This window comes from Bradyrhizobium sp. dw_411 (assembly GCF_018449695.1).
Classification (GTDB): Bacteria; Pseudomonadota; Alphaproteobacteria; order Rhizobiales; family Xanthobacteraceae; genus Bradyrhizobium.
In genome coordinates this window covers 402,320-424,786 of sequence record NZ_JAAVUY010000004.1, presented here as the reverse complement: position 1 = coordinate 424,786, position 22,467 = coordinate 402,320, and the positions used below count along the sequence as shown (strand labels likewise).

The following is a 22,467-nucleotide window of genomic DNA, read 5'->3' as shown; positions in this document are numbered from 1 at the left end:
GAAATTCCAGCAGTCTCCCGGGAGGGAGAGGTTTCTGATGCCGTAAACGCCTGTCCGGGCGATTGGTTCCCATTAATGTCCCGGCGCCTTCGTCGTTTTTGGGACGGCCATTAACCGGCCGGCTTGCCGGCCAGATATTGTTCGAGCCAGTGGATGTGGTAGTCGCCGTCGATGATGTCGGGTTCCCGGACTAGCGCCCGAAACAGCGGCAGTGTGGTCTCGATGCCTTCGACCACCATTTCGTCCAGCGCGCGGCGCAGCCGCATCAGGCATTCGCCGCGGGTCTTGCCGTGCACGATCAGCTTGCCGACCAGCGAGTCATAATAGGGCGGGATCACGTAGCCCTGATAGACGGCGGAATCGATCCGCACGCCGAGGCCGCCGGGCGGATGGTATTGCAGAATCTTGCCGGGCGAGGGCCGGAAGGTCACGGGGTTTTCAGCGTTGACGCGGCATTCGATGGCATGGCCGTTGATAACGACTTCATCCTGCGTCACCGGCAGGTCGCCGCCGGCGGCGATGCGGATCTGCTCCAGCACAAGGTCGATACCGGTGATCATCTCGGTCACGGGATGTTCGACCTGAATGCGGGTATTCATTTCGATGAAATAGAATTCGCCGTCTTCGTACAGAAATTCCACGGTGCCGACGCCGAGATATTTCATCTCCTGCATCGCCTTGGCGACCGTCGCGCCGATCCTGGCGCGCGCGGCGGCATCGAGAGCGGGTGAGGGACCTTCTTCCCAAACCTTCTGATGGCGCCGCTGCAGCGAGCAATCGCGCTCGCCGAGATGGATAGCGCCGCCGCGGCCGTCGCCGAGCACCTGGATTTCGATGTGGCGCGGCTTCTGCAGATATTTCTCGAGATAGACCGAAGCATCGCCGAAAGCGGATTTGGCTTCATTGGCCGCGGTCGAGAGCGCCAGCATCAAATCGCCGGCGGTCTGCGCGACTTTCATGCCGCGGCCGCCGCCTCCCGAAGCGGCTTTCACCAGCACCGGAAAGCCGATCTGTTCCGCGATCGCCATCGCATCGTCTTCGGGGCCGACACCGCCGTCGGAGCCGGGCACCACGGGAATGCCGAGCCGCTTAGCGGTCTTCTTGGCCTCGATCTTGTCGCCCATCAGGCGGATGTGTTCAGCCTTGGGCCCGATGAAATGCAGATTGTGATCGGCGAGGATTTCGGCAAAGCGGGCGTTTTCCGACAGAAATCCGTAACCGGGATGCACCGCATCCGCGCCGGTGATCTCGCAGGCAGCCAGCAGTGCGGGGACGTTGAGATAGCTGTCCTTGGACGGCGGCGGCCCGATGCACACGCTCTCGTCGGCGAGCCGCACATGCATGGCGTCGGCGTCGGCGGTGGAATGCACAGCCACCGTGGCGATACCAAGTTCCTTGCACGCGCGCAGAATGCGCAGTGCGATTTCGCCGCGGTTGGCTATGAGGATTTTGTCGAACATGTTGTCCCTAAGCGGCGAATGGTAAAAATGAACTAGTCGCCACTCGCTATTCGCCTCTACTCAACAATCACCAGCGGTTCGCCGAATTCGACCGGCTGGCCGTCCTCGACGAGAATTTGCGTCACGGTGCCCGCGCGCGTGGAGGGGATCTGGTTCATCGTCTTCATCGCTTCGATGATCAAAAGCGTCTGTCCGACCGCCACCTTGCTGCCGACTTCGATGAAGGGCTTGGCGCCGGGCTCGGAGGCCAGATAGGCCGTGCCGACCATCGGTGAGGGCACCGCACCCGGATGCTTGGCGACATCGGCCACAACGGCGGGTGCTGCGGCGGCCGGCGCGGAGGCGGCGGCGGGCTGGAAATTCGCCGGCATCGAGGCGGCAATGCTGACATTGCGGGCAACCCGCAGCCGCAAGCCGGCGCGCTCGATCTCGATTTCGGTCAGGCTGGTCTCATCCAGCAGAAGGGCGAGTTCGCGAATAAGCGCACTGTCGCTGCTGGTGAATTTTGCGGCTGTTTTATCGTCAGGCTGGCGCGCCATGATCTTGATCCGGAACTTTCTGCGTGATGGGCGGATACGTCAGGCTTTTGCCTTGACGCCAAGCTTGTTGGCAAGAATCTTGGCGGCAAGACCCGTAATCGCGAGCCTGTAACCGTCGATGCCGAAACCGGCCAGCGTGGCGAAGGCGGCCTGGGCGGTGAAGGAGTGATGGCGGAAACTCTCGCGCGCGTGGATGTTGCTGACGTGTACTTCGACTGTCGGAATTTTCACCGCCACCAAGGCGTCATGCAGGGCGATCGAGGTGTGCGAATAGCCCCCGGCATTGATGATGATCCCGACGGCTTTTTTGGCATGCGCCTCATGGATGATGTCGATCAACTCGCCTTCGCGGTTGGACTGCCGGCAATCGGCCTTGAAGCCGAATTGCGCCGCCGTCTCGGCGCACAGTTTCTCGACGTCAGCGAGCGTGGCGTGACCATAGGTTTCCGGCTCGCGGGTTCCCAACAGATTAAGGTTGGGTCCGTTGAGAACGTAAATCGTTCCGGCGGCTGTCTTGTCGGCAGGCGTGTTGGCCATCCAAATCCCGGCAATGGGTGTAGGTGGCGGGGTTATAGGTAACAACCAGCCTTAGGGGAAGCCTTTAGGCCCTTGGGGATAACTCTCAAATGCCTCATCCGCTTGATAAAAACCCGCATGGAACCTACGGAAACTACTCGTTAACCAAGGTTAAAGGATGCAGCTAACCGCGGCGTGCGGCGAACGGGGAACTGACCTGGCGAGTGAAAAGGGGCGGGCCCGTCGGCCCGCCCGCAGATCGTGCTTAACGGCTATCAGGCGTCGATGACCGCGATGATCTCGAACGACTGCGGATCGACCACCACGATCTGGTCGTTGACGAGGATGAATTGATATCCGCGCCAATCCGGATAAATCGTCACGATCTCCGCCGGAAGCGGGTGGAAGGCGACATCGCGGGGAACGCGGGTGCCGACCGAGATCGAGAAGTTCACATTGGTCACCGGAGCCACATGCTGGTTCCGGATCACGGTGGTGATCTTGGTGCGCTGCTCGCCGGAGAGCTTGGCGCCGGCGCCGGCCTGGCCAACGGTCTGCGACTTGCTGTCCGCGCCCTTCGAATCCGCCTTCATGCTGCCGTTGCGGTCTTCGGCCTTTTGCGAACTCATGGCGTTCGGCTTGTCGCCCTTCATGTTGTTGTTCGTATTGGTGTCCTGCGCGGACTTCTCGCCCTTGTTGTCGCCTTTGGGCCCGGCCTTCATGTCGCCCTGTGTCTGCTGGTTCTTGCCGCCTTTGGGCTGCATCTTTTCGTCGGACTGGGTCGACTTCATGCCCTGATCCTGCGCGCTGTCGCGATTCATCGGGGTTGCGGCCGGCGAGCCGCGATCCGGTGAAGGCGCGCTCTGCTGCATGCCTGCGCCGGCCGACGGTGCTTCGCGATTCATTCCCTGTGCGTTGGCGAAACCGGTTCCAGCGATCAGCGCTGCGGTGGCCGCCGTGATCATCAAACGATTCAACATCAAAATATCTCCTCACGAGTTTGCGTTTGCCCGCCCGACCAACGACAGGAGATGCGCGATGTTCCCGGGCTTCGGCGGTTCCATCGGGTTTGTTTTATGAATGCGCGATGAACCACCACGCGTGATGCTATTCGCCAAAACAAAAGGGCCGGCAAAGCAGCCGGCCCTTTTTCCGTCGAATCGAAATCTTCAATCGTTTCGAATCTTCTATCTTTTATCCCAGAAGGTGAAACTCAGCACGTCGCCTTGCCGCAGCGGGCGGCGCTGATCTTCTCCTTGAGGCCGTCAAGACCGATCGCGCCGATCACGACCTGCTTGCCGATCACATAGCTCGGCGTGCCGTTCATGCCCATGGCTTCGGCGAGCTTGAAGTTTTCTTCGATGGTGGCGCGCACTTCCGGACCTGCCAGATCCTTTTCGATCTTCGCGGTATCGAGGCCGGCGTCTTTGGCCGCCGCCATCGCACGCGCCTTGTCCGCAGGGCCACGGCCGCCGAGCAGCTTCTGGTGGAAATCAAGATACTTCTTGCCGCCGGGATCCTGCATGCGCACGGCAACCGCAACCTTGGCGGCTTCGATCGAACCTTCGCTCAGCACCGGGAATTCCTTCAGCACCACTTTCAGCTTCGGGTCCGTTTTCATCAGATCGAGCATGTCGGCCATCGCGCGCTTGCAGTAGCCGCAATTGTAATCGAAGAACTCGACGAAGGTGACGTCGCCGTCCTTGTTGCCGAGCGTGACACCGCGCGGCGAATTGAAGATCGTATCCGCGTTCGTGGCGACGCTGGCTTCGTGCTTCTCGGTTTCCGCGGCGGCCTGGCGCTTGTTGAGTTCGGCCATCGCCTCTTCCAGCACCTCGGGATGGCTGACCAGATAATTCTTGATGATGCTCTCGATCTCGCCGCGCTGGCCGTCGGAGAAGGTTTCCGCCGATGCCGCCGGAGGTGTGACGCACAGAGCGAGCGCGAACAATGCGGGCAGAGCGGAAGCGAGCAGGCGGAACGGAGGCATCGGCAAATCCTCTTGAGTTAGTCCTCAGGCATGTTCGTGAGGGCAAGTTCTTGTGAAAACCGGTTTTCGAAAACCTTGTAGGTCAGGCCAGTTTATTTCTCGTTGCGTATATCTGGTTCGGTTATTCTCGGGTTCAATTATTCTTGGGTGGCTTCGAGGAGATGATGTCGTCGGCCTTGACCCATCCGGGGGTGCCGACGGCGAAACGGGTTTTCGCGCGGGAAGCAAGATCGCGCGCGGTCTTGTTGTCGCCGCGCAGATAGGCCGCCTGTGCCGATGCCAGATCGGCCTCCGCCAGATCCCCCTTTCGGCCGTAGGCCATCGCGAGCTGCGAAAAGCCCAGCGGCGCTTCGCTCTCGCGCGCCACGGCGGCCCGCAGAATCCCGATCGCTTCGTCAGCGTAGGCCCTATTATCGGACGCCACCAGTGCTTGCCCAAGTAACATCTCGATGAGCGGCGCGTTATTCGAGAGCTGCACGGCCTTGCGCAGGGGCGCAATCGCCTCCGCGGGCTTGCCGCCTTCGAGCAGCGCCTGGCCGCGCAATTCATAAAAATACGGGTTATTGGGCTGCACCTGGATCAGTCCGTCGATCTGGGTGAGGGCGTTCTGCAGATCGCCGTGCAGATAGGTGGAGATCGCGTGCGCATACCGTGAGGGCAGGGTGGTGTTCGACAGCGGATAGCGCCGATAGACCGTGTCCTGCCGTTCCATGAAGCCCGAGATCTTGGCGCGCATCATGTCGTGGCGCAGTTGCAGGGCCGTATCGTCCTTCTTGTCCCAATAGGGGCTGGAATGCGCGATTTCCTCGAGCGCCGCGACGCGTTCGGCAGGCATTGGATGCGACTGCACGTATGGGTCGGAGCCATGGGCGGCGAACAGGCTGTCGTTGGTGAATCGCTTGAAGGTCTCGTACATGCCCTTGGCGGATTGACCGGTCGCGGTCAGAAATTTCACGCCGGCGCGGTCGGCGTTTTCTTCTTGTCCGCGCACATAGGAGAGCAGGCTGCGGCGGATCACTTCCTGCGGCGCGGAGAGCGTGGCGGCGCCGGCATTGGCCAGACCGGTATTGCCGTTGCCTTTGGCACCCGCCGCGAGCGCACCGGCGCCCAGCAGCATCGCGATAACCATCTGTGTTTGCGCGGCTGCGACCTGTTCGTGCAATTTGGCGAGATGACCGCCGGCGAGATGCCCGGTCTCATGCGCCAGCACTCCGATGATCTGATTGGGCGTTTCCGATTGCATCAACGCGCCGTGATTCACGAAAATGCGGTGGCCGTCGGCGACGAAGGCGTTAAAGGCGGGATCATTGATGATCGTCACCTGGATATTCTGCTTCTCGAGGCCCGCGACGCGCAGGACCGGACGCGTATAGTCGCGCAGCAATTGCTCGGTCTCAGTATCGCGCAGCAGCGCCGGACCTTTTTCTTTCTCTTGTGCAAACGCCGAAAACGGCGCCAAAGCTAGCGCGATCGCGGTAGTGACGGTGGCAAACTTGGATGGTTTCTGGCGCAGCGCTGGGCGAAACGTCATCGAGCGGTCTTTAATGATTGGCGGCAGGGCGGATACGCGATATGCCCTACCAAACCGCGGAATGCGGCTAGTCTGGGGCACCAGCTCAAATAGCAGATATCGATGCCTGAAGCGACACTGAGAGACCGTGCAAAAGGCCTGTTGGGGGCATCGGGGCGAAGCGATGTTCCGCCGTTCATGGTGATGGATGTGATGGCGGCTGCCGCACGCATTGAAGCGGCCGGCGGCCATGTCATCCACATGGAAGTGGGACAGCCGGCGGCCTCGGCGCCCAAAGCGGCGATCATGGCCGCGCATGCTGCGCTCGACAGCAGCCGGATCGACTATACGTCGGCATTGGGAACCCCAACGCTGCGCCGGCGTATCGCCCGCCACTACCGCGAGGCCTATGACTGCGATGTGGATGCCGAACGGATCGTCGTGACCACGGGCTCATCCGGGGCATTCATCCTGGGCTTTCTGGCCATGTTCGAGCCCGGCGACCGGGTGGCGGTCACCGTGCCCGGCTATCCGCCCTATCGCCATATTCTCACAGCACTGGGCTGCGAGCCGGTGCTGATCGAGACCTCCAGCGACACCCGGCATGCCCTGACCGGCGAAGCCTTGCTCGCGGCCCATCGCAAGACGCCGCTGAAGGGGGTGCTGGTCGGAAGCCCCGCCAATCCCACTGGCACGATGATGTCCCGTGAGGCATTGACCAGCCTGATTTCGGCGGCAGAAAGTGCCGGCATTCGGTTCATTTCGGACGAAATCTATCACGGCCTCGACTACGCATTCCCGGCAGTCACGGCGGCGGAGTTGTCGCCCCACGCGCTTGTGATCAATTCGTTCTCGAAATATTTCTGCATGACCGGCTGGCGGGTCGGCTGGATGGTGGTGCCGGAGCACTTGGTGCGTCCGATCGAGCGGCTGCAGCAAAACCTCTCCATTTCGGTCCCGACGCTGTCGCAGATTGCCGCCGAGGCGGCGTTCGAGGGCCGCGAGGAGATGGAAGCGATCAAGCGCGGTTATCTGGAGAACCGCCGCATTCTGATCGAAGGCTTGCCGCGCGCTGGTCTCACCAAATTCCTGCCCGCCGACGGCGCGTTTTACCTTTACGCCGATGTTTCGAAATTCACCTCCGACAGTTTCAAATTCGCCGGTGAGATGCTGGAACGCGCACGCGTCGCGGCGACCCCCGGCATCGACTTCGATCCCATCCACGGCCACCAGTTCATCCGGTTCTCCTACGCGCGCTCGGCTGAGGAAATGCACGAAGCCGTGACGCGCATCGCGCAATGGCTTGGATGACGCGATCTGTCGCGGGTGCGATCACCGGAAAATGAGCCGGCGCCATTGACTCCGCTGATCTAATTGCTTTTGGCTGTATTGGATAACAAGGCGGTCCGCGCCGGGGGCGACGGGCAGGGTGACACGACGTTGAGGGGGAGTGAGACTGATGGCGGCAACGATCGCAACCGAGGCGCCGGCTCGCGCCGCCAAACCCTGGTACAAAATCCTTTATCTTCAGGTGTTGATTGCGATTGTGATCGGCGTTCTGGTCGGCTGGCTGTGGCCGAACTTCGCGACCAATGACTGGATCAAGGCGCTCGGCGACGGCTTCATCAAGCTGATCAAGATGGTGATCGCGCCGATCATCTTTTGCACGGTCGTGTCAGGCATTGCGCATATTCAGGACGCCCGCAAGGTCGGCCGCGTCGGCGTCAAGGCGCTGGTTTATTTTGAAATTGTCTCGTCCTTTGCGTTGATCCTCGGCCTGTTGATGGGCAATCTCATCCAGGTCGGCCACGGACTGGCCGCGAAGCCCGACGCGGCGGCGGTCGCCACTTACGTCAAGCAGGCGGAAGCGCAGAAATCGGTCGATTTCGTTCTCAACATCATTCCTGACAGCGTGGTGGGCGCGCTGGCGCGAGGCGATATCCTTCAGGTGCTGCTGTTCGCCATCCTGTTCGGCTTTGCGCTGATGGCGCTCGGCGAACGCGGCCACCGGCTGCGCGATATTATCGACGACACCTCGCATGCGGTGTTCGGCGTGATCGGCATCGTCATGAAGGCGGCGCCGGTCGGCGCCTTTGGCGCGATGGCCTACACGATCGGGAAATTCGGGCCGGCCGCGCTCGGCAATCTGCTTGGATTGATCGCCTTGTTCTATGCAACGGCGGGACTTTTCGTTGTCGTCGTGCTGGGCCTGATTGCGCGCGTGATCGGGTTTAACATTTTCAAGTTCATCTCCTATATCAAGGATGAACTGCTGGTCGTGCTCGGCACCAGTTCATCCGAGAGCGCGCTTCCGCAATTGATGGAGAAGCTCGAGCGGCTCGGCTGTTCGAAATCGGTGGTCGGCCTCGTGGTGCCCACCGGTTATTCGTTCAACCTCGATGGCACCAATATCTACATGACGCTGGCGACGCTGTTCATCGCGCAGGCGCTTGGCGTCGATCTCAGCTTCAGCCAGCAACTGACCATCCTGGTGGTCGCGATGCTGACCTCAAAGGGCGCCAGCGGTGTTACCGGCGCGGGCTTCATCACGCTGGCGGCGACGCTCTCGGTCGTCAATCCGGCGCTGGTGCCGGGCATGGCGATCGTGTTCTCGGTGGACAAGTTCATGAGCGAGGTTCGCGCACTGACCAACATCACCGGCAACGGCATCGCCACGGTGTTCGTGTCGTGGTGGGAAGGCGAACTCGATCACGAGTTGCTGCACGCCAACCTCAACAAGACCGTCGATACGTCGGATCTGGAGACGGCTGTTACGACGGGATAGAAGCAGCGGTTGTGTCATAAAACTCGGTTAAACCCTCCTTAAGCCTAAGCGGCGGGCGCGATATCCTAAAGTCGAAGGTGCACGCCGGAGCGAACCTCTGGTGGCGTGCCCGCGACTAACTAGATGTCGCACCCCGCCGAGGCGGTCGCCCGGTGCGGGCACTCAGGAGGCCTATCGTGGACATCAATAATCTCGTTATCCCCGGCATCTGGGCCGGGGCTGTCGTCGTGATTCTTGTTTTGCTGCGCGTGTCCAATATCTTTCGCTACATCTCGAACAATCAGGTCGGGATCGTCGAGAAAATGTGGGCGCCAAGGGGATCGATCAAATCCGGCTTCATCGCACTGCATGGCGAGGCTGGTTTCGAGCCCGAGATCCTGCGCGGTGGTATCCACCTGTTTTTTCCGTTCACCTATCGAATCCACACTTCCGACCTCGTCACGGTCGGGCAGGGCAAGATCGCCTATGTGTTCGCGCGCGACGGCGCTTCACTCGGGGCTTCCCAGGTGCTCGCCGCCAACGACACCGAGGACAAATCCGACTTTCAGGATGTGCGCCGGTTTCTGGTCGGCGGCGGCCAGAAGGGTCCGCAGCGCAAGATTCTGCGCGAAGGAACCTATGCGATCAACACCACGCAATTTGCAATCATCACCGATGAACGCGTTTACGGCCACGCCCTCAGCCAACTGGAGCAGGGCGTTCTCGACAACATGAAGCAGACGATCGCGGATCGCGACGGTTTCGTCCCAGTCGTGCTGGCGGTCGGTCAGGATCTGGTCGGCATCGTCACGGTTCATGACGGCCCCTCGCTGCCGCCGGGTGAAATCATTGCGCCGGAGGTTGGAACCGACCTGCGTAACGCCGCAACGTTTCACAACAATTTTCAGGAGCCGGAGCGATTCCTGGAGGCGGGCGGCTTTCGCGGCCGCCAGTTGCAGGTCGTGGTCGAAGGCACCTGGTACATCAACCGCTTGTTCGCGACGGTCGAGGCGGTTCCAAAGACTGTGATCCCGGTCGGCAATGTCGGCGTGGTTATCTTCTATACCGGACCGAGGACCGCAGACGTTTCCGGCGAGCAATATCGCCATGGCGAACTCGTGATGAACGGCAGTCGTGGCGTCTGGCGGGATCCGATGTTGCCGGGCAAATACGCCTTCAACACCTACGCCGGCAAGATCGAGATCATTCCGACCGTCAACTTCATCCTCAAATGGGTGCGTGGTGAAGTCGGCGCGCTGAAACTCGACGAGAATCTTTCGGAGATCTCGCTGATCACCAAGGATGCGTTCGAGCCCACGCTGCCGCTCTCCGTCGTGATGCATATCGACTATAAAAAAGCGCCGATGATCATTCAGCGCTTTGGCGATGTGAAGAAACTGGTCGAACAGACACTCGACCCGATGGTCAGCGCCTTCTTCAAGAATATTGCGCAGAAGATGACGCTGATCGAATTGCTGCAGAACCGGGCCGCGATTCAGGAAGAGTCCGGCAACGAGATGAAAGCACGTTTCGAGGCCTATTCGCTCGAATTGCAGGAAGTGCTGATCGGAACGCCGCGCGCCGCCGCGGGCGATCGGACCATCGAGGACATCCTGTTCCAGTTGCGTTCGCGCCAGGTCGCGCGCGAGCAGGTGACGACCTATCAGGAGCAGGAGAAGGCGGCCGTGCAGGAGCGGACCTTGAACGAAGCCAAGGCCACCGCGGCGGCGCAGGTCGCGCTCACCCAGTCGCTGATCCAGGTCAAGGTGCACGAAAACGAGGGCGCCGCGGCATTGGCACGGGCGCAGAAGGATGCCGAAACCGTCAAGGTGACGGCGGCTGCGGCGGGCGAGCGGTCGCGGCTTGAAGGTAAAGGCGAGGCCGACCGGGCGCTGGCGATCGGTGCGGCGAATGCGCAGGCGACCAAGCTTTCGGTCGACGCGTATGGTGGCCCCGAATATCGCCTGGCCGAACAGAACTTCTCCCGCTTCGCCGATGCGTTGACCAAGATCAACCAGCCGCTGGTTCCGCAATTCCTGATGTCCGGTGCGCAAGGCCAGGAAAACAGCGGCGGTCTCATTCCGACGGCGATGCTGAGTTCGATGTTCGGACGCATGATGCCCGATGCGCTGGAGAAGCTGAAGGAAGAGGCGCCGAAGCCGGCGGCTCGTACCAACGGCGCGTAGCGCAAGCATCTCAAGCCAAACAAAAACCGCCCGGTTTTGCCGGGCGGTTTTTTATTTCGTGGATGCGGTTTTTTATTTCGTGGATTTAGATGGGCTTATTCGCCGTTACCAAAACGTCGCGACCACCATCCCGCGCGGCGGGGCTGGGTTTCAGCGGGCTGAGCGTCGGGTTCGGCCGGAGCCGGACTTGCCGCCGGTTCGGGCGCGCTCTGTGTCACGGGTGCCGGAGCTTCGGGCTGGGCACTGGTCATGAAGCTGACCTTTTCCCGCACCGTCGAACGCCGTCGCGCGGCAGCACGCTCGGCCTCCTGAGTGGCTTCCTCGTGGACAGCAGCGCTGGTTTCCTGGGGAGCATGATCCGCGGTGGGCTGCGGTTCAGACCGGGGAGCGATCGATTCAGGTTGCACCACCGGCAGGGCCGGCTCCGCAGGTGGGGAATAACCATCGAAATCGGCAACCGCGCTGATGGCTTCCGAAGCGGGCGTCGGTCCGAGCTCGTCCGCAATCGATCCGGCGAGACCATCTTCCGGCCCGCCACGCCGGCGGCGTCCGCCGCGACGTCCACGACGGCGGGGCCGCCGCTCGCCGCCTGCGGCCTGATCGGTGCGCGCGACGCCGGGCTGTTCCTCGGATTCGTCCTCGTCGGATTCGCCTTCATCGGCTCCGGTATCTGCGACCGCGTCAGGCGCGATGCTGTGCGCCGCGCCGTTATCTTCCCGCGCGGGACCGCCTTCGCGGGCCTCGCCGGAACGGCCGCGGCGGCGACGGCGCCGCTTGCGCTTGTGGCCATCCGCATCGGGTTCGCCGTCCCTGGCTTCGCTGACAGGTTGGTCGCCGGCGAGACCTTCGGTCTCGTCGGTTTCAATTTCCGCTTCGGATTCCACGTCAAACGGATCGTCCTCATCGAACAATTCCTCGGTCTGCGGCGGGAAGGCCGCGACCTGCGCTGCCAGCAACGCCTTGGCGGCTTCCAGCGTATGAACCTGTTCGCCGCGATCGATGATGAACGACTGCTGGCCGCTCACGGTCGGATCGGCGATCACGCTCAGCGTGACCTTGAAGCTGCTTTCGAGATCGCGCAGATGGCCACGCTTGTGATTGAGGACGTAGAGCGCGACATCGGTCCGGGTGCGCACCACGAGATTGTGGGTCGCGCCCTTCATCAAGATCTCTTCAAGGCCGCGCAGCAGTTGCAACGCTACCGACGACACCGAGCGGACATGCCCGCTGCCGCCGCATTGCGGGCAGGGCTCCGTCGAGCTCTCCAGCACGCTGGCGCGGATGCGCTGGCGCGACATTTCGAGCAGGCCGAAATGCGAGATGCGCCCGACCTGGATTCGCGCGCGGTCCTGCCGCAGGCAATCGCTGAGCTTGCGTTCGACCGAGCGGTTGTTGCGCTTCTCGTCCATGTCGATGAAATCGATCACGATCAGCCCGGCGAGGTCACGCAGGCGCAGTTGGCGTGCGACTTCCTCGGCGGCTTCGAGATTGGTCTTGAGCGCGGTATCCTCGATGTGATGCTCTCGGGTCGAGCGTCCGGAATTGACGTCGATCGAAACCAGCGCTTCGGTCTGGTTGATCACGATGTAGCCGCCGGAGCGCAATTGCACGGTCGGCGAGAACATCGCGTCGAGCTGGCTCTCGACCCCCATCCGCGAGAACAGCGGCTGGCCGTCGCGATACTGCCTCACAGCGCGCACGTTGGAGGGCATCAGCATCTTCATGAAGTCGCGGGCTTCCTGATAACCGGCTTCGCCGGCGACCTGGATTTCGTCGATTTCCTTGTTGTAGAGATCGCGCAGCGACCGCTTGATCAGCGAGCCTTCTTCGTAGACGAGGGTCGGCGCCTGCGATTTCAGCGTCATGTCGCGCACGGTTTCCCACATGCGGATCAGGTATTCGAAGTCGCGCTTGATCTCGGGCTTGGTGCGCGAGGCGCCGGCGGTGCGCAGGATGATCCCCATGCCCTCGGGCACGTCGAGATCCTGCACCACTTCCTTCAGCCTCGAGCGATCCTGCGCGGAGGTGATCTTGCGGCTGATGCCGCCACCGCGCGCGGTGTTCGGCATCAACACGGCGTAACGGCCGGCCAGCGACAGATAGGTCGTCAGCGCCGCGCCCTTGTTGCCGCGTTCTTCCTTGACCACCTGTACCAGCATCACCTGGCGGCGCTTGATGACTTCCTGAATCTTGTACTGACGGCGCGGACGGAAGGCGCGCTCGGGTACTTCTTCCATGACGTCGTCGCCGCCGACGGATTCAACGACTTCTTCCTCGGCTTCGTCGCCATCATCTTCATCGTCATGATGCTCGTCGCCATGATGTTCATGGCCGTGATGTTCATGATCATGGGCGGCAGCATGTTCGTCGTGAGACGGCGCGGCGTGATGTTCATCGGCGTGCTCGCCGTGTTCGGCATGAACAGCATCGTCGGCATGGGCGGCGTTTTCGCGCGCCTGCTCGTCGTGGGAGCGCTCGTCATGGCTATGGTCTTCATGCCCCTGTTCATCATGAGCATGTTCTTCATGGATTTCCGGGCTTGCCGGTGCCGCAGTCTCGATCGCCACCGAAACCGGCATATCGGGCGAGGCCGCAACGGCAGGTGTCTCGTGCGGGTGGGCATGATCGTGCTCGTCATGCGCGTGGTCATGCTCGTGAGCGTCGTCATGATCATGATCGTGCAAATCTTCACCATCATGATGATGCTCATGATCGTGATGCCCGGCATCGGCGTGGTGATGACCGGATTCCAGGGAATCGTGAGCGTGGCCGTCGTCGGTGTGCACGCCTTCGGCATGCTCGAACGGTTGAGCGGCCTGCGACGGATCGAGGGCGGCGTTCTCGACGATCTCGCTCTGGACCCTTTCGCCACTGCCGCGGCGGCGCGAATTGCGGTGGCGCGGACGGCGGTGACGGCTGGAGCGGTTTTCGCTTTCTTCCTCGGCTTCGCGATGGGCGCGCTCGTCCGCCTCGATCAGGGCCTGACGATCGGCGACCGGAATTTGATAATAGTCCGGATGAATTTCGCTGAAGGCGAGGAAGCCGTGACGGTTGCCGCCATACTCGATGAAGGCGGCCTGAAGCGATGGTTCTACGCGCGTGACCTTGGCGAGGTAGATATTGCCGCGCAGTTGTTTGCGCTGGGCGGTCTCGAAATCAAACTCTTCGACTCGATTGCCGCGGACCACAACGACCCGGGTCTCTTCCGGGTGGGTGGCGTCGATCAACATTTTGTTGGGCATTTTGGGACTCTTGACGGCGGCGGGCGCGTATGTCGGTGCGCGCGTATGGCGCGGCCGGGTGACGCGACGGTCCACCTGATTCGGGGGTGAGGGGAAGGCCAAAACGCAACCCGGGGCGCCGAGCCGAACGGGATCCGGGCGGAGCAACGCGACGCGCAGAGCTTTCGCTCCGCGTCGGCGCGGTTCCTTGGATCATCGTCGGCAACACAGTCTGGCGCATCAAGCGTCGGCCCGTCTGAACACGTTGGCGGCAAAAGGCGCCGCCTTGTCGGTCGCTGAAAGCCCGGCATGGCGCCAAAGCGCCCGCCGGCCATCGCATATCGGGGCCATGCGGCCCGATAATCGGTTATGCCGTGTCTAAAGCCGTCCCTGGAACAAGATGGTAACCTGGGACCGGACGCCGCTCGGGCTCGAAACCGCCCCTCCTTGTCAGCCGCGCGCTGCGCTGGCTGTGGAGAGGATCGGAAAGACGCTGGAACCTCTTACTTTCGAAGGTTCCGGCGCTGCACCGGGAGGCTGAACGCGACACAACCGGGAGTTTTAGCCGTCAGCCCCTTGTACATACGTGGATTGACCGCCCCGCGCAAGGGAAGCGTCGCCGGGGGGCAACACTCGGCCTTATTCGCCGCGGCAGCCTTAAGCAGGAGTTAACCCTGTGGTTCTATTGCGGTAAGAGGGCTGCTCGGAGGCACAGATTCGTTGGCGAGCCGCGCAAATCATTATGTTTTGCTGAGCTGCGCGCTGTTGTGCGCCGCAGCATTGCTGTATTCCCAGGGGGCCATGAGCGGCGCCGTGGGCGTCGCAACCGATGACCCCTCCACAAAACCGGCTGTGGCGCCGAGCCTTCCCGTCGCTTCGGACGCCCGGCTGGCCGGCGACGGCAAGCAGACCCGCTTCATTCTCGACCTCGACAAGGCGATCCCGTTTCGGGCTTTTCCGCTGGCCGATCCGTACCGCGTGGTCCTCGATATTCCCCAGGTCAACTTTCAGCTTCCCGCCGGCACCGGCGTCGCCGGGCGCGGACTGATCAAGGCATTTCGCTATGGCCTGGTGATGCCCGGGGGCTCGCGGATCGTGTTCGATCTGAGCGGTCCGGCGCGAATCGCCAGCTCCACCATGCTTGAGGCGGCCAATGGCCAGCCGCCCCGGCTGGTGCTGGAACTGGAAGAAGTGGATCGCACCACCTTCGTTCAGTCGCTTGCCCCCGACAGCCGGCCGGAATTGCGGCCGGCAATCGCTGCCGGCAAGGAGGCTGTGCCTTCCGCGATAGAGGCGAAAGTGGAGGCGGCCCCTAAATCCGTGGCGCCGCCGGATTTGCGGCCTGTGATCATTATCGATCCCGGCCATGGCGGCATCGATAATGGCACGGCGTCCGGCAACGAATACGAAAAGAACCTGGTACTGGGATTTGGCTTGGCGTTACGCGATCGCATCGAAAAGTCAGGCAAATATCGCATCGTCATGACCCGTACCGACGATACGTTCATTCCGCTCGACGACCGGGTCAAGATTGCGCGCACGCAATCGGCCGCATTGTTCGTCTCAATACATGCCGATGCCTTGCCGCGCCGCGAGGGCGATGCCCAGGGCGCCACGATTTATACGCTGTCCGACCGTGCCTCCGACGCCGAGGCCGAACGGCTGGCCGAGGCCGAAAACAAGGCCGATGCCATCGGCGGCGTTAACCTGACCGAAGAGCCGACCGACGTCGCCGACATTCTGATCGATCTGGCACAGCGCGAAACCCGCACGTTCTCAAACCGGTTCGCCCGCCTCTTGATGGGCGAGATGAAGACGACTACGCGAATGCACAAGCACCCGCTCAAATCCGCCGGGTTCAGGGTGCTCAAGGCCCCCGACGTTCCCTCGGTGCTGATCGAACTCGGCTACGTCTCGAACAAGGACGATCTCGAACATCTGGTGTCGGAGAACTGGCGTTCCCGTACCGTCGGATCGGTGGCGCAGGCCATCGATGCCTTCTTTGCCAAGCGTCTCGCAACCGCCGGGGCGGCCAATTGACCAATTGAAAAGGGGAGCCGCGATGCTGGAAGCCCTAGTTTGGCCACAGCGGCGGCACTATAAAAAAACTTCCGCGGGGGCGTCGGAATCGATCACAAGGACCTCCCGGGCAATGTATTATTCGGCCGAGCGGAATGGGCCATTGTTCCGCGCCGGAATTCGCACTGAGGAAAGCGCCAACATTTGCGGCGCGTGGGCTGGAACGGACAATCGATAATGCGCTTACTGGTGCGGTTCTTGGGTTTCTTGTTCGCGGCCGGAACCGTTGTGTTTCTGGTCGGCGTCGCCGCCGTGGCTGGCGCGATCTGGCATTTCTCCAAGGATTTGCCGGATTATTCGCAGTTGCAGGATTATGAGCCGCCGGTCATGACGCGTGTTCACGCGGCAGACGGCGCACTGCTCGGCGAATATTCCAAGGAGCGCCGGCTGTATTTGCCGATCCAGGCGGTTCCAAAACTCGTCATCAACGCCTTCCTCGCGGCCGAGGACAAGAATTTCTACGAGCATGGCGGTATCGACTTTTCCGGCATGGCGCGCGCCGCCGTTCTCTATGCCCAGAACTTCGGCTCCAACCGCCGTCCGCAGGGCGCCTCCACCATCACCCAGCAGGTCGCCAAGAACTTCCTGTTGACCAACGAAGTGTCGTTCACCCGCAAGATCAAGGAAGCCTTGCTGGCGATGCGGATCGAGCGTGCCTATTCCAAGGACAAAATCCTCGAACTGTATCTGAACGAAATCTATCTCGGTCTCGGCGCCTACGGTGTTGCCGCGGCATCGCTGGTCTATTTCGACAAATCAGTGAACGAACTCACTGTCGCGGAAGCCTCTTATCTCGCGGCGTTGCCGAAAGCGCCGGCGGCGCTGCATCCGGTGCGCAACCGCGACCGCGCGATCGAGCGGCGCAATTACGTGGTCGATCGTTTGCTGGAAAACGGCTGGATCAAGCAGGCCGATGCCGACAAGGCCCGCAAGGATCCGCTCGCCGTCACCAACCGCTCCAACGGCGCGCATATTTTCGCCGGCGAATATTTCGCCGAGGAAGTTCGCCGCGACATCTTCGAGCGCTACGGCGAAAAGAAACTTTACGAAGGAGGCCTGTCGGTCCGCGCCACGCTCGACCCGAAAATTCAGGTGATGGCGCGCAAGACCATGGCCGCCGGCATGGTCAATTACGACGAGGCGCAGGGCTGGCGCGGCGCCAGCAGCAAGCTCGATATATCCGGCGACTGGGGCGTGAAACTCGCCGACGTCAAATCGCTGTCGGACGTTGCGCCGTGGCGGATGGCCGTCGTGCTGGAGACCAGCGATCAATCGGCCCGGATCGGCTTTCAGCCGGCCCGCGAATTGGGTGGTGCGGTCAGCAAGGAACGCCAGACCGGCATCATCACGCTGGAGGGCGTCAGATGGGCCAAACCCACCGCGGGGCCCGCCAAAGGCAAGACGCCGACGTCGCTGTCGCAAGTGGTGTCGCCGGGCGACATCATCTATGCGGACCCGCTGTTCAAGGACGGCAATCCAGTTGAAGGTCAATACCGGTTGCGTCAGTTGCCGGAAGTATCCGGCGCGATGGTCGTGATGGACCCCTGGACCGGTCGCGTGCTGGCGATGGTCGGCGGCTTCTCGTTCGACCAGAGCCAGTTCAACCGCGCGACCCAAGCCTATCGGCAGCCGGGTTCGTCGTTCAAGCCGATCGTCTATTCCTCCGCGCTGGACAATGGCTATACGCCGTCGACCGTCGTGGTCGACGCGCCGATCGAAATCGATCAGGGGCAGGGCACGGGCGTCTGGCGTCCGGAGAACTTCTCGTCCGGCAAGTATAATGGGCCGACGACACTGCGCAACGCGCTACGGTTGTCGCTGAATACGGTGACGGTGCGGCTGGCGCAGGACATCGGTATGCCCCTGATCGGCGAATATGCAAGGCGCTTCGGTGTCTATGACGAATTGCCGAACTATCTCTCCTATGCGCTCGGCGCCGGTGAAACCACGGTCATGCGGATGGTCACGGCCTATTCGATGTTCGCCAATGGCGGCCGCCGCGTGAAGCCGACCCTGATCGATCGCATCCAGGATCGTTACGGTCACACCATTTTCAAGCACGACGCGCGTGAATGCCGTGGCTGCGATGCCCCCGGCGGCTGGAAGAACCAGCCCGAGCCGCAACTGATCGATCGCCGCGAGCAGGTGTTGGATACGATGACTGCCTACCAGATCACCTCGATGATGGAGGGCGTGGTGCAGGGCGGCACCGCCATCGCGGTGAAGGAAGTCGGCAAGCCGATCGCCGGCAAGACCGGCACCACCAACGAGGCAAAGGACGCCTGGTTCATCGGTTTCTCGCCTGACATCGTGGTCGGCATCTATCTCGGCTTCGACAAGCCGCGTCCGCTCGGCCGGGGCAATGCCGCGACCGGTGGCCATCTGGCCGCCCCGATCGCACGCGACTTCCTGAAACTCGCGCTGGCCGACAAGCCCGCCATCCCGTTCAAGGTCCCGGCCGGAATCAAGCTGATCCGTGTCGATGCCAAGAGCGGCATGCGTGTTGGTCCGGGTGAGGGCGGTCGGACGATTCTCGAAGCCTTCAAGCCGGGTACGGCGCCGCCGGATAATTACTCGGTCATCGGAGTTGCCGATGCCGACGGCCGCTCGCTCACGGTCTCGCCGGATGCCGACCGCAGCATCATGCGCTCGGGTACCGGTGGGCTTTATTAGCGACGCGGGCCCTGGTTGCGCTTTGCGGCGCCCGCCGCTACATCCCGTCTGACAATTTCCATCTTCGCGGCTTGCGCCGCAGATCAGAGACCCCATGCGCGCTGAAGTCGAACGCCTCGTTGAAGAGATCAAGCAGTCAGTCGGGCTGCTGAGGAGGCATCTTTGACGTCGATGCATCCACGGCACGCCTCGCAGAGCTGAACAAGCTCTCCGAAGACCCCAATCTCTGGAACGACCCGCAAAAAGCGCAGAAGCTGATGCAGGAGCGAACCTCGCTGGAGGACGCGCTCGGTGGCATCGGGAAGGTCGAGCGCGAACTTGAAGATAATATCGGCATGATCGAACTCGGCGAAGCCGAGAACGATGAAGGCGTGGTGGCCGAGGCCGAAGCCGCGCTCAAGGCTTTGAAAAAAGAAGTCGCGCGCCGCGAACTCGAAGCGTTGCTGGGCGGCGAGGCCGATCGTTTCGACTCCTATCTTGAAGTTCACGCCGGCGCCGGTGGCACCGAAAGCCAGGACTGGGCCTCGATGCTGCTGCGCATGTATACGCGCTGGGCCGAGAAGCACGGATTCAAGATCGAATATCTGGAAGAGACGCAAGGCGAAGAAGCCGGCATCAAATCCGCCACCATCCAGATCAGCGGGCACAACGCCTATGGCTGGCTGAAGACCGAAGCGGGCGTGCACCGGCTGGTGCGGATATCGCCGTTCGATTCCAATGCGCGCCGGCACACATCATTCTCCAGCGTCGCGATCTTCCCGGTCGTCGACGACAGCATCAAGATCGACATCAAGGAATCCGACGTGCGCACCGACACCATGCGCTCGGGCGGCGCCGGCGGTCAGCACGTCAACAAGACCGAATCCGCCGTCAGGCTCACCCACATTCCGACCGGGGTTGCGGTGGTCTGTCAGGCCGGGCGTTCGCAACACAAAAACAAAGCGCAGGCGTGGGACATGCTGCGCGCGCGGCTCTACGAAATCGAATTGAAGAAGCGCGAAGAGCAGGCCGCCGCCGACCAGGCCGCCAAGACCGATATCGGCTGGGGCCACCAGATTCGTTCGTATGTACTGCAGCCCTACCAGATGGTGAAGGATCTGCGCACCGGCGTGCAAACCTCGGATACATCAGGGGTGCTCGATGGCGACCTCGACGAATTCATGGCGGCGACGCTGGCGCAACGCGCCTTCGGCGCATCGCCCGGCGCGGTTGAGGATGTGGATTAACTCAGGAGAATAGACCGTGCCTCATGTCGCCTTCATCGGTCTCGGGCGCATGGGCCACGGCATGGCCGGCCGCTATCTCGACGCGGGTTTTACGCTTGCGGTCTGGAATCGCAGCCAGGCGAAGGCAGCCGACCTGATCGCGCGGGGCGCGCGCTGGGCGGCGTCGCCGGCAGATGCGGCCGAGGGCGCCGATGCGATCGTGACCATGGTCGCTGACGACGAGGCGTCGCGTTCGGTGTGGCTCGGCAGCGATGGCGCGGCAGCGACGGCCAAGGCCGGTGCGCTGGCGATCGAATGTTCCACCGTGTCGTACCGTCATGCACTCGATATCGGTCGCGAGCTGCGCGGACGCGGTCTCGTCTACATCGACAGTCCGGTGACGGGTTTGCCGGACGCCGCGGCCAGCGGAAAATTGACGCTGCTGGTCGGCGCGGAGCCCGCGGATCTCGAAGCCGCGCGGATCTATCTGGTGCCGCTCAGCACCACGATCCGGCATTTCGGCGCCATCGGCACCGGCACGGTTTACAAGCTGATCAATAATCTGATGGGCGCGATCCAGATCGCGGGGATTGCTGAGGGATTGGCGATCGCCGAACAGGCCGGGCTCGACATGAACCTGGTATTGGAGTCGATCGAAACCGGCGTTGCCGCGAGCCCTCAGGTGTTGCGCCACTCCCGGCGCATGGTCGCCCGCAATTTCTCCGGTGCCACCTTCACGTCAGCGCTGCGGCACAAGGATGCTGCCTATGCCGTCGCACTGGCCGAGAGCCTGCTGCGCGACACGCCGCTGGTAGGAAGCGCCGCGGTGCAGGCCTATGAACGGGCAAAGGCTTATGCGCCCGATGACGATGAAGGCAAAATGATCGAGATCGTGTCGCGGCCGAAAGGCACCGCAACCTAACAGGCGTACTATCAGCCCGCGCTCAGCCGCACGCCGGCGCGCAGGAATTTTTGCGGATCAACCGCTTCGCCATCGATCCGGGTTTCGTAATGCAGATGCGGCCCGGTCGACCGGCCGGTTGAGCCGACGGCGCCGATCACCTGTCCGATCTTGATGATGTCACCTACCTTTACACCGATCTCCGACAGGTGGCCGTAGCGGGTCGACAGACCGTTGCCATGATCGATTTCCACCATGCGGCCATAGCCGCCCGCCCATCCCGATGATGCGACTTTTCCATTCGCGGTGGCGCGGACGGGATCGCCCATCGCGGCGCGGAAATCGAGGCCGGTGTGCATCGCCGGGCGGCCGAGAAATGGATCGCTGCGCACGCCGAAGCCGGAGGTGAATTCGACTTCGCCGATCACGGGCTTTCGATAGGGCACCAGCGCGAGCGTCCGGTTGAGGCGCTCCACCTGGGAACGGGTGATGTTGATTCGGTAGAGCTGGCGCTCGAACGGGCCGGCATCGGAAGCGAGCTTGACGGGAACATAGGGGCCGCCCATGCCCGCGCGCGGGGTGGCGGCTTCCAGTTGCGTCATGTCGAGGCCGAGATCGCTGAACACGCCGCGCATCCGGCGCACCCGCGATTCCATGCTGTCTTCCACCGAGCTCAGCGCCGCGAGCTGGCGGCCCTCGACCTGATCGAGCGAGGTCTGCAGGCGGACAATCACATTATCGACGCCCTGGATCTTGGCGAATTTATTCGGCTGTGGATTGGCGTTCAGCGGCGCCCGCGACTCAAGTCTCGCTTCGCGATCCGGGGGGGCGACGAAAATCACGGTATCGCTGATCGGGGAGGGTTTCGGTGTGCCTGAAGGAGGCGCATCCGTTGCAGCCGTTCCGCGCGACGATGGCTTGATCGATCCGGTGACCTGCACGTCCGGCAGCGCGCCCAACGCCGTGGCGCGCGATTCCAGTGTGGTCTGGCGACGCATGACCTGTTCGAGCTTCTGGTCGAATTGTTCCTGATCCAGCAACTGGCGGCTGGTGGTGCGGTCCACCTTGGCACGCAGTTCGGCGATGCGGTCTTCGTAGGCGTATTGCATTTCCGCCTGGCGCGCGATCAACCGGGTCAGAACGTCGTCACGGAACGCAAAATAAGTTGCAGTCGCGGCCGACCACATGCCGAGCGCCGTTACCGTGCCGATCACGATCCAGAACACCACCGGTCCAAACCGGACCTGTTTGCCGGCGTGGACCAGGGTGTAGCCATCCTGCGCCTGCTGGGCGGTAGCCACGGCCGCGTGGCTGGTAGCGACCGGACGGCGGGCCAATGGCCTGCCGTGGTCATGCGGATGGTGCTGAGGATACTCGCTATGATGACCGGAACGGTACGACATCGGCACTCCCGCGCCGGTCG

At 62.3% G+C, this 22,467-nt stretch carries 15 protein-coding genes; 7 read left to right on the top strand and 8 right to left on the bottom strand.

Annotated features, from left to right (window positions below; genetic code table 11):
* Positions 1 to 110 precede the first annotated feature (110 nt).
* The 6 genes from accC to HB676_RS09080 form a co-directional block, all read right to left on the bottom strand.
* On the bottom strand, positions 111 to 1,460 hold the full coding sequence (accC, locus tag HB676_RS09105; RefSeq protein ID WP_213737421.1) for an acetyl-CoA carboxylase biotin carboxylase subunit: 1,350 nt from the start codon (positions 1,458 to 1,460) through the stop codon (positions 111 to 113).
* 56 nt (positions 1,461 to 1,516) lie between these two features.
* Positions 1,517 to 1,999: an acetyl-CoA carboxylase biotin carboxyl carrier protein gene (gene accB / locus HB676_RS09100; protein WP_213737420.1), complete on the bottom strand. Its 483-nt coding sequence runs from the start codon at positions 1,997 to 1,999 to the stop codon at positions 1,517 to 1,519.
* Between the two features lie 39 nt (positions 2,000 to 2,038).
* On the bottom strand, positions 2,039 to 2,536 hold the full coding sequence (gene aroQ, locus HB676_RS09095; protein WP_213737419.1) for a type II 3-dehydroquinate dehydratase: 498 nt from the start codon (positions 2,534 to 2,536) through the stop codon (positions 2,039 to 2,041).
* 254 nt (positions 2,537 to 2,790) lie between these two features.
* A complete protein-coding gene (locus tag HB676_RS09090) occupies positions 2,791 to 3,495 on the bottom strand; it encodes a DUF1236 domain-containing protein (protein ID WP_213737418.1) in 705 nt (234 codons plus the stop codon).
* A gap of 233 nt (positions 3,496 to 3,728) precedes the next feature.
* Positions 3,729 to 4,505: a DsbA family protein gene (locus HB676_RS09085; protein WP_213737417.1), complete on the bottom strand. Its 777-nt coding sequence runs from the start codon at positions 4,503 to 4,505 to the stop codon at positions 3,729 to 3,731.
* 133 nt (positions 4,506 to 4,638) lie between these two features.
* Complete coding sequence (locus HB676_RS09080) at positions 4,639 to 6,036, bottom strand: M48 family metalloprotease (protein WP_213737416.1); 1,398 nt, start codon at positions 6,034 to 6,036, stop codon at positions 4,639 to 4,641.
* A gap of 102 nt (positions 6,037 to 6,138) precedes the next feature.
* On the opposite strand from HB676_RS09080, the gene HB676_RS09075 reads away from it, so the two are divergent.
* From HB676_RS09075 to HB676_RS09065, 3 genes are all read left to right on the top strand, one after another.
* Complete coding sequence (locus HB676_RS09075; RefSeq protein WP_213737415.1) at positions 6,139 to 7,326, top strand: aminotransferase class I/II-fold pyridoxal phosphate-dependent enzyme; 1,188 nt, start codon at positions 6,139 to 6,141, stop codon at positions 7,324 to 7,326.
* Between the two features lie 148 nt (positions 7,327 to 7,474).
* Positions 7,475 to 8,800, top strand: coding sequence for a C4-dicarboxylate transporter DctA (gene dctA, locus HB676_RS09070; RefSeq protein ID WP_213737414.1), 1,326 nt, complete (start codon positions 7,475 to 7,477; stop codon positions 8,798 to 8,800).
* Between the two features lie 176 nt (positions 8,801 to 8,976).
* Positions 8,977 to 10,965 (top strand): SPFH domain-containing protein, encoded by a 1,989-nt coding sequence (locus HB676_RS09065; protein ID WP_213737413.1) that lies wholly within the window; start codon positions 8,977 to 8,979, stop codon positions 10,963 to 10,965.
* 95 nt (positions 10,966 to 11,060) lie between these two features.
* Here HB676_RS09065 and HB676_RS09060 read toward each other — a convergent pair whose 3' ends face one another.
* Positions 11,061 to 14,207, bottom strand: coding sequence for a ribonuclease E/G (locus HB676_RS09060; protein WP_213737412.1), 3,147 nt, complete (start codon positions 14,205 to 14,207; stop codon positions 11,061 to 11,063).
* A gap of 699 nt (positions 14,208 to 14,906) precedes the next feature.
* Between HB676_RS09060 and HB676_RS09055 the strand changes: the two genes are divergently transcribed.
* The 4 genes from HB676_RS09055 (at position 14,907) to HB676_RS09040 (ending at position 21,065) form a co-directional block, all read left to right on the top strand.
* A complete protein-coding gene (locus HB676_RS09055; RefSeq protein WP_213737411.1) occupies positions 14,907 to 16,226 on the top strand; it encodes an N-acetylmuramoyl-L-alanine amidase in 1,320 nt (439 codons plus the stop codon).
* A 216-nt stretch (positions 16,227 to 16,442) separates the two neighbouring features.
* Positions 16,443 to 18,938 carry a penicillin-binding protein 1A gene (locus tag HB676_RS09050; protein ID WP_213737410.1) on the top strand — a complete coding sequence of 832 codons (2,496 nt, stop codon included), beginning with the start codon at positions 16,443 to 16,445 and terminating at the stop codon, positions 18,936 to 18,938.
* Positions 18,939 to 19,032: 94 nt separating this feature from the next.
* Positions 19,033 to 20,164 (top strand): peptide chain release factor 2 gene (prfB, locus tag HB676_RS09045; protein WP_213737409.1). Its coding sequence is split into 2 segments (ribosomal slippage): positions 19,033 to 19,101 and positions 19,103 to 20,164, totalling 1,131 coding nucleotides; the frame shifts between segments, so codons are not numbered across the junction.
* A 16-nt stretch (positions 20,165 to 20,180) separates the two neighbouring features.
* Entirely contained in the window at positions 20,181 to 21,065 is an 885-nt protein-coding gene (locus HB676_RS09040) for an NAD(P)-binding domain-containing protein (protein WP_213737408.1), read from the top strand.
* Between the two features lie 11 nt (positions 21,066 to 21,076).
* Here HB676_RS09040 and HB676_RS09035 read toward each other — a convergent pair whose 3' ends face one another.
* Positions 21,077 to 22,447: a M23 family metallopeptidase gene (locus HB676_RS09035; protein WP_213737407.1), complete on the bottom strand. Its 1,371-nt coding sequence runs from the start codon at positions 22,445 to 22,447 to the stop codon at positions 21,077 to 21,079.
* Positions 22,448 to 22,467: the final 20 nt, after the last annotated feature.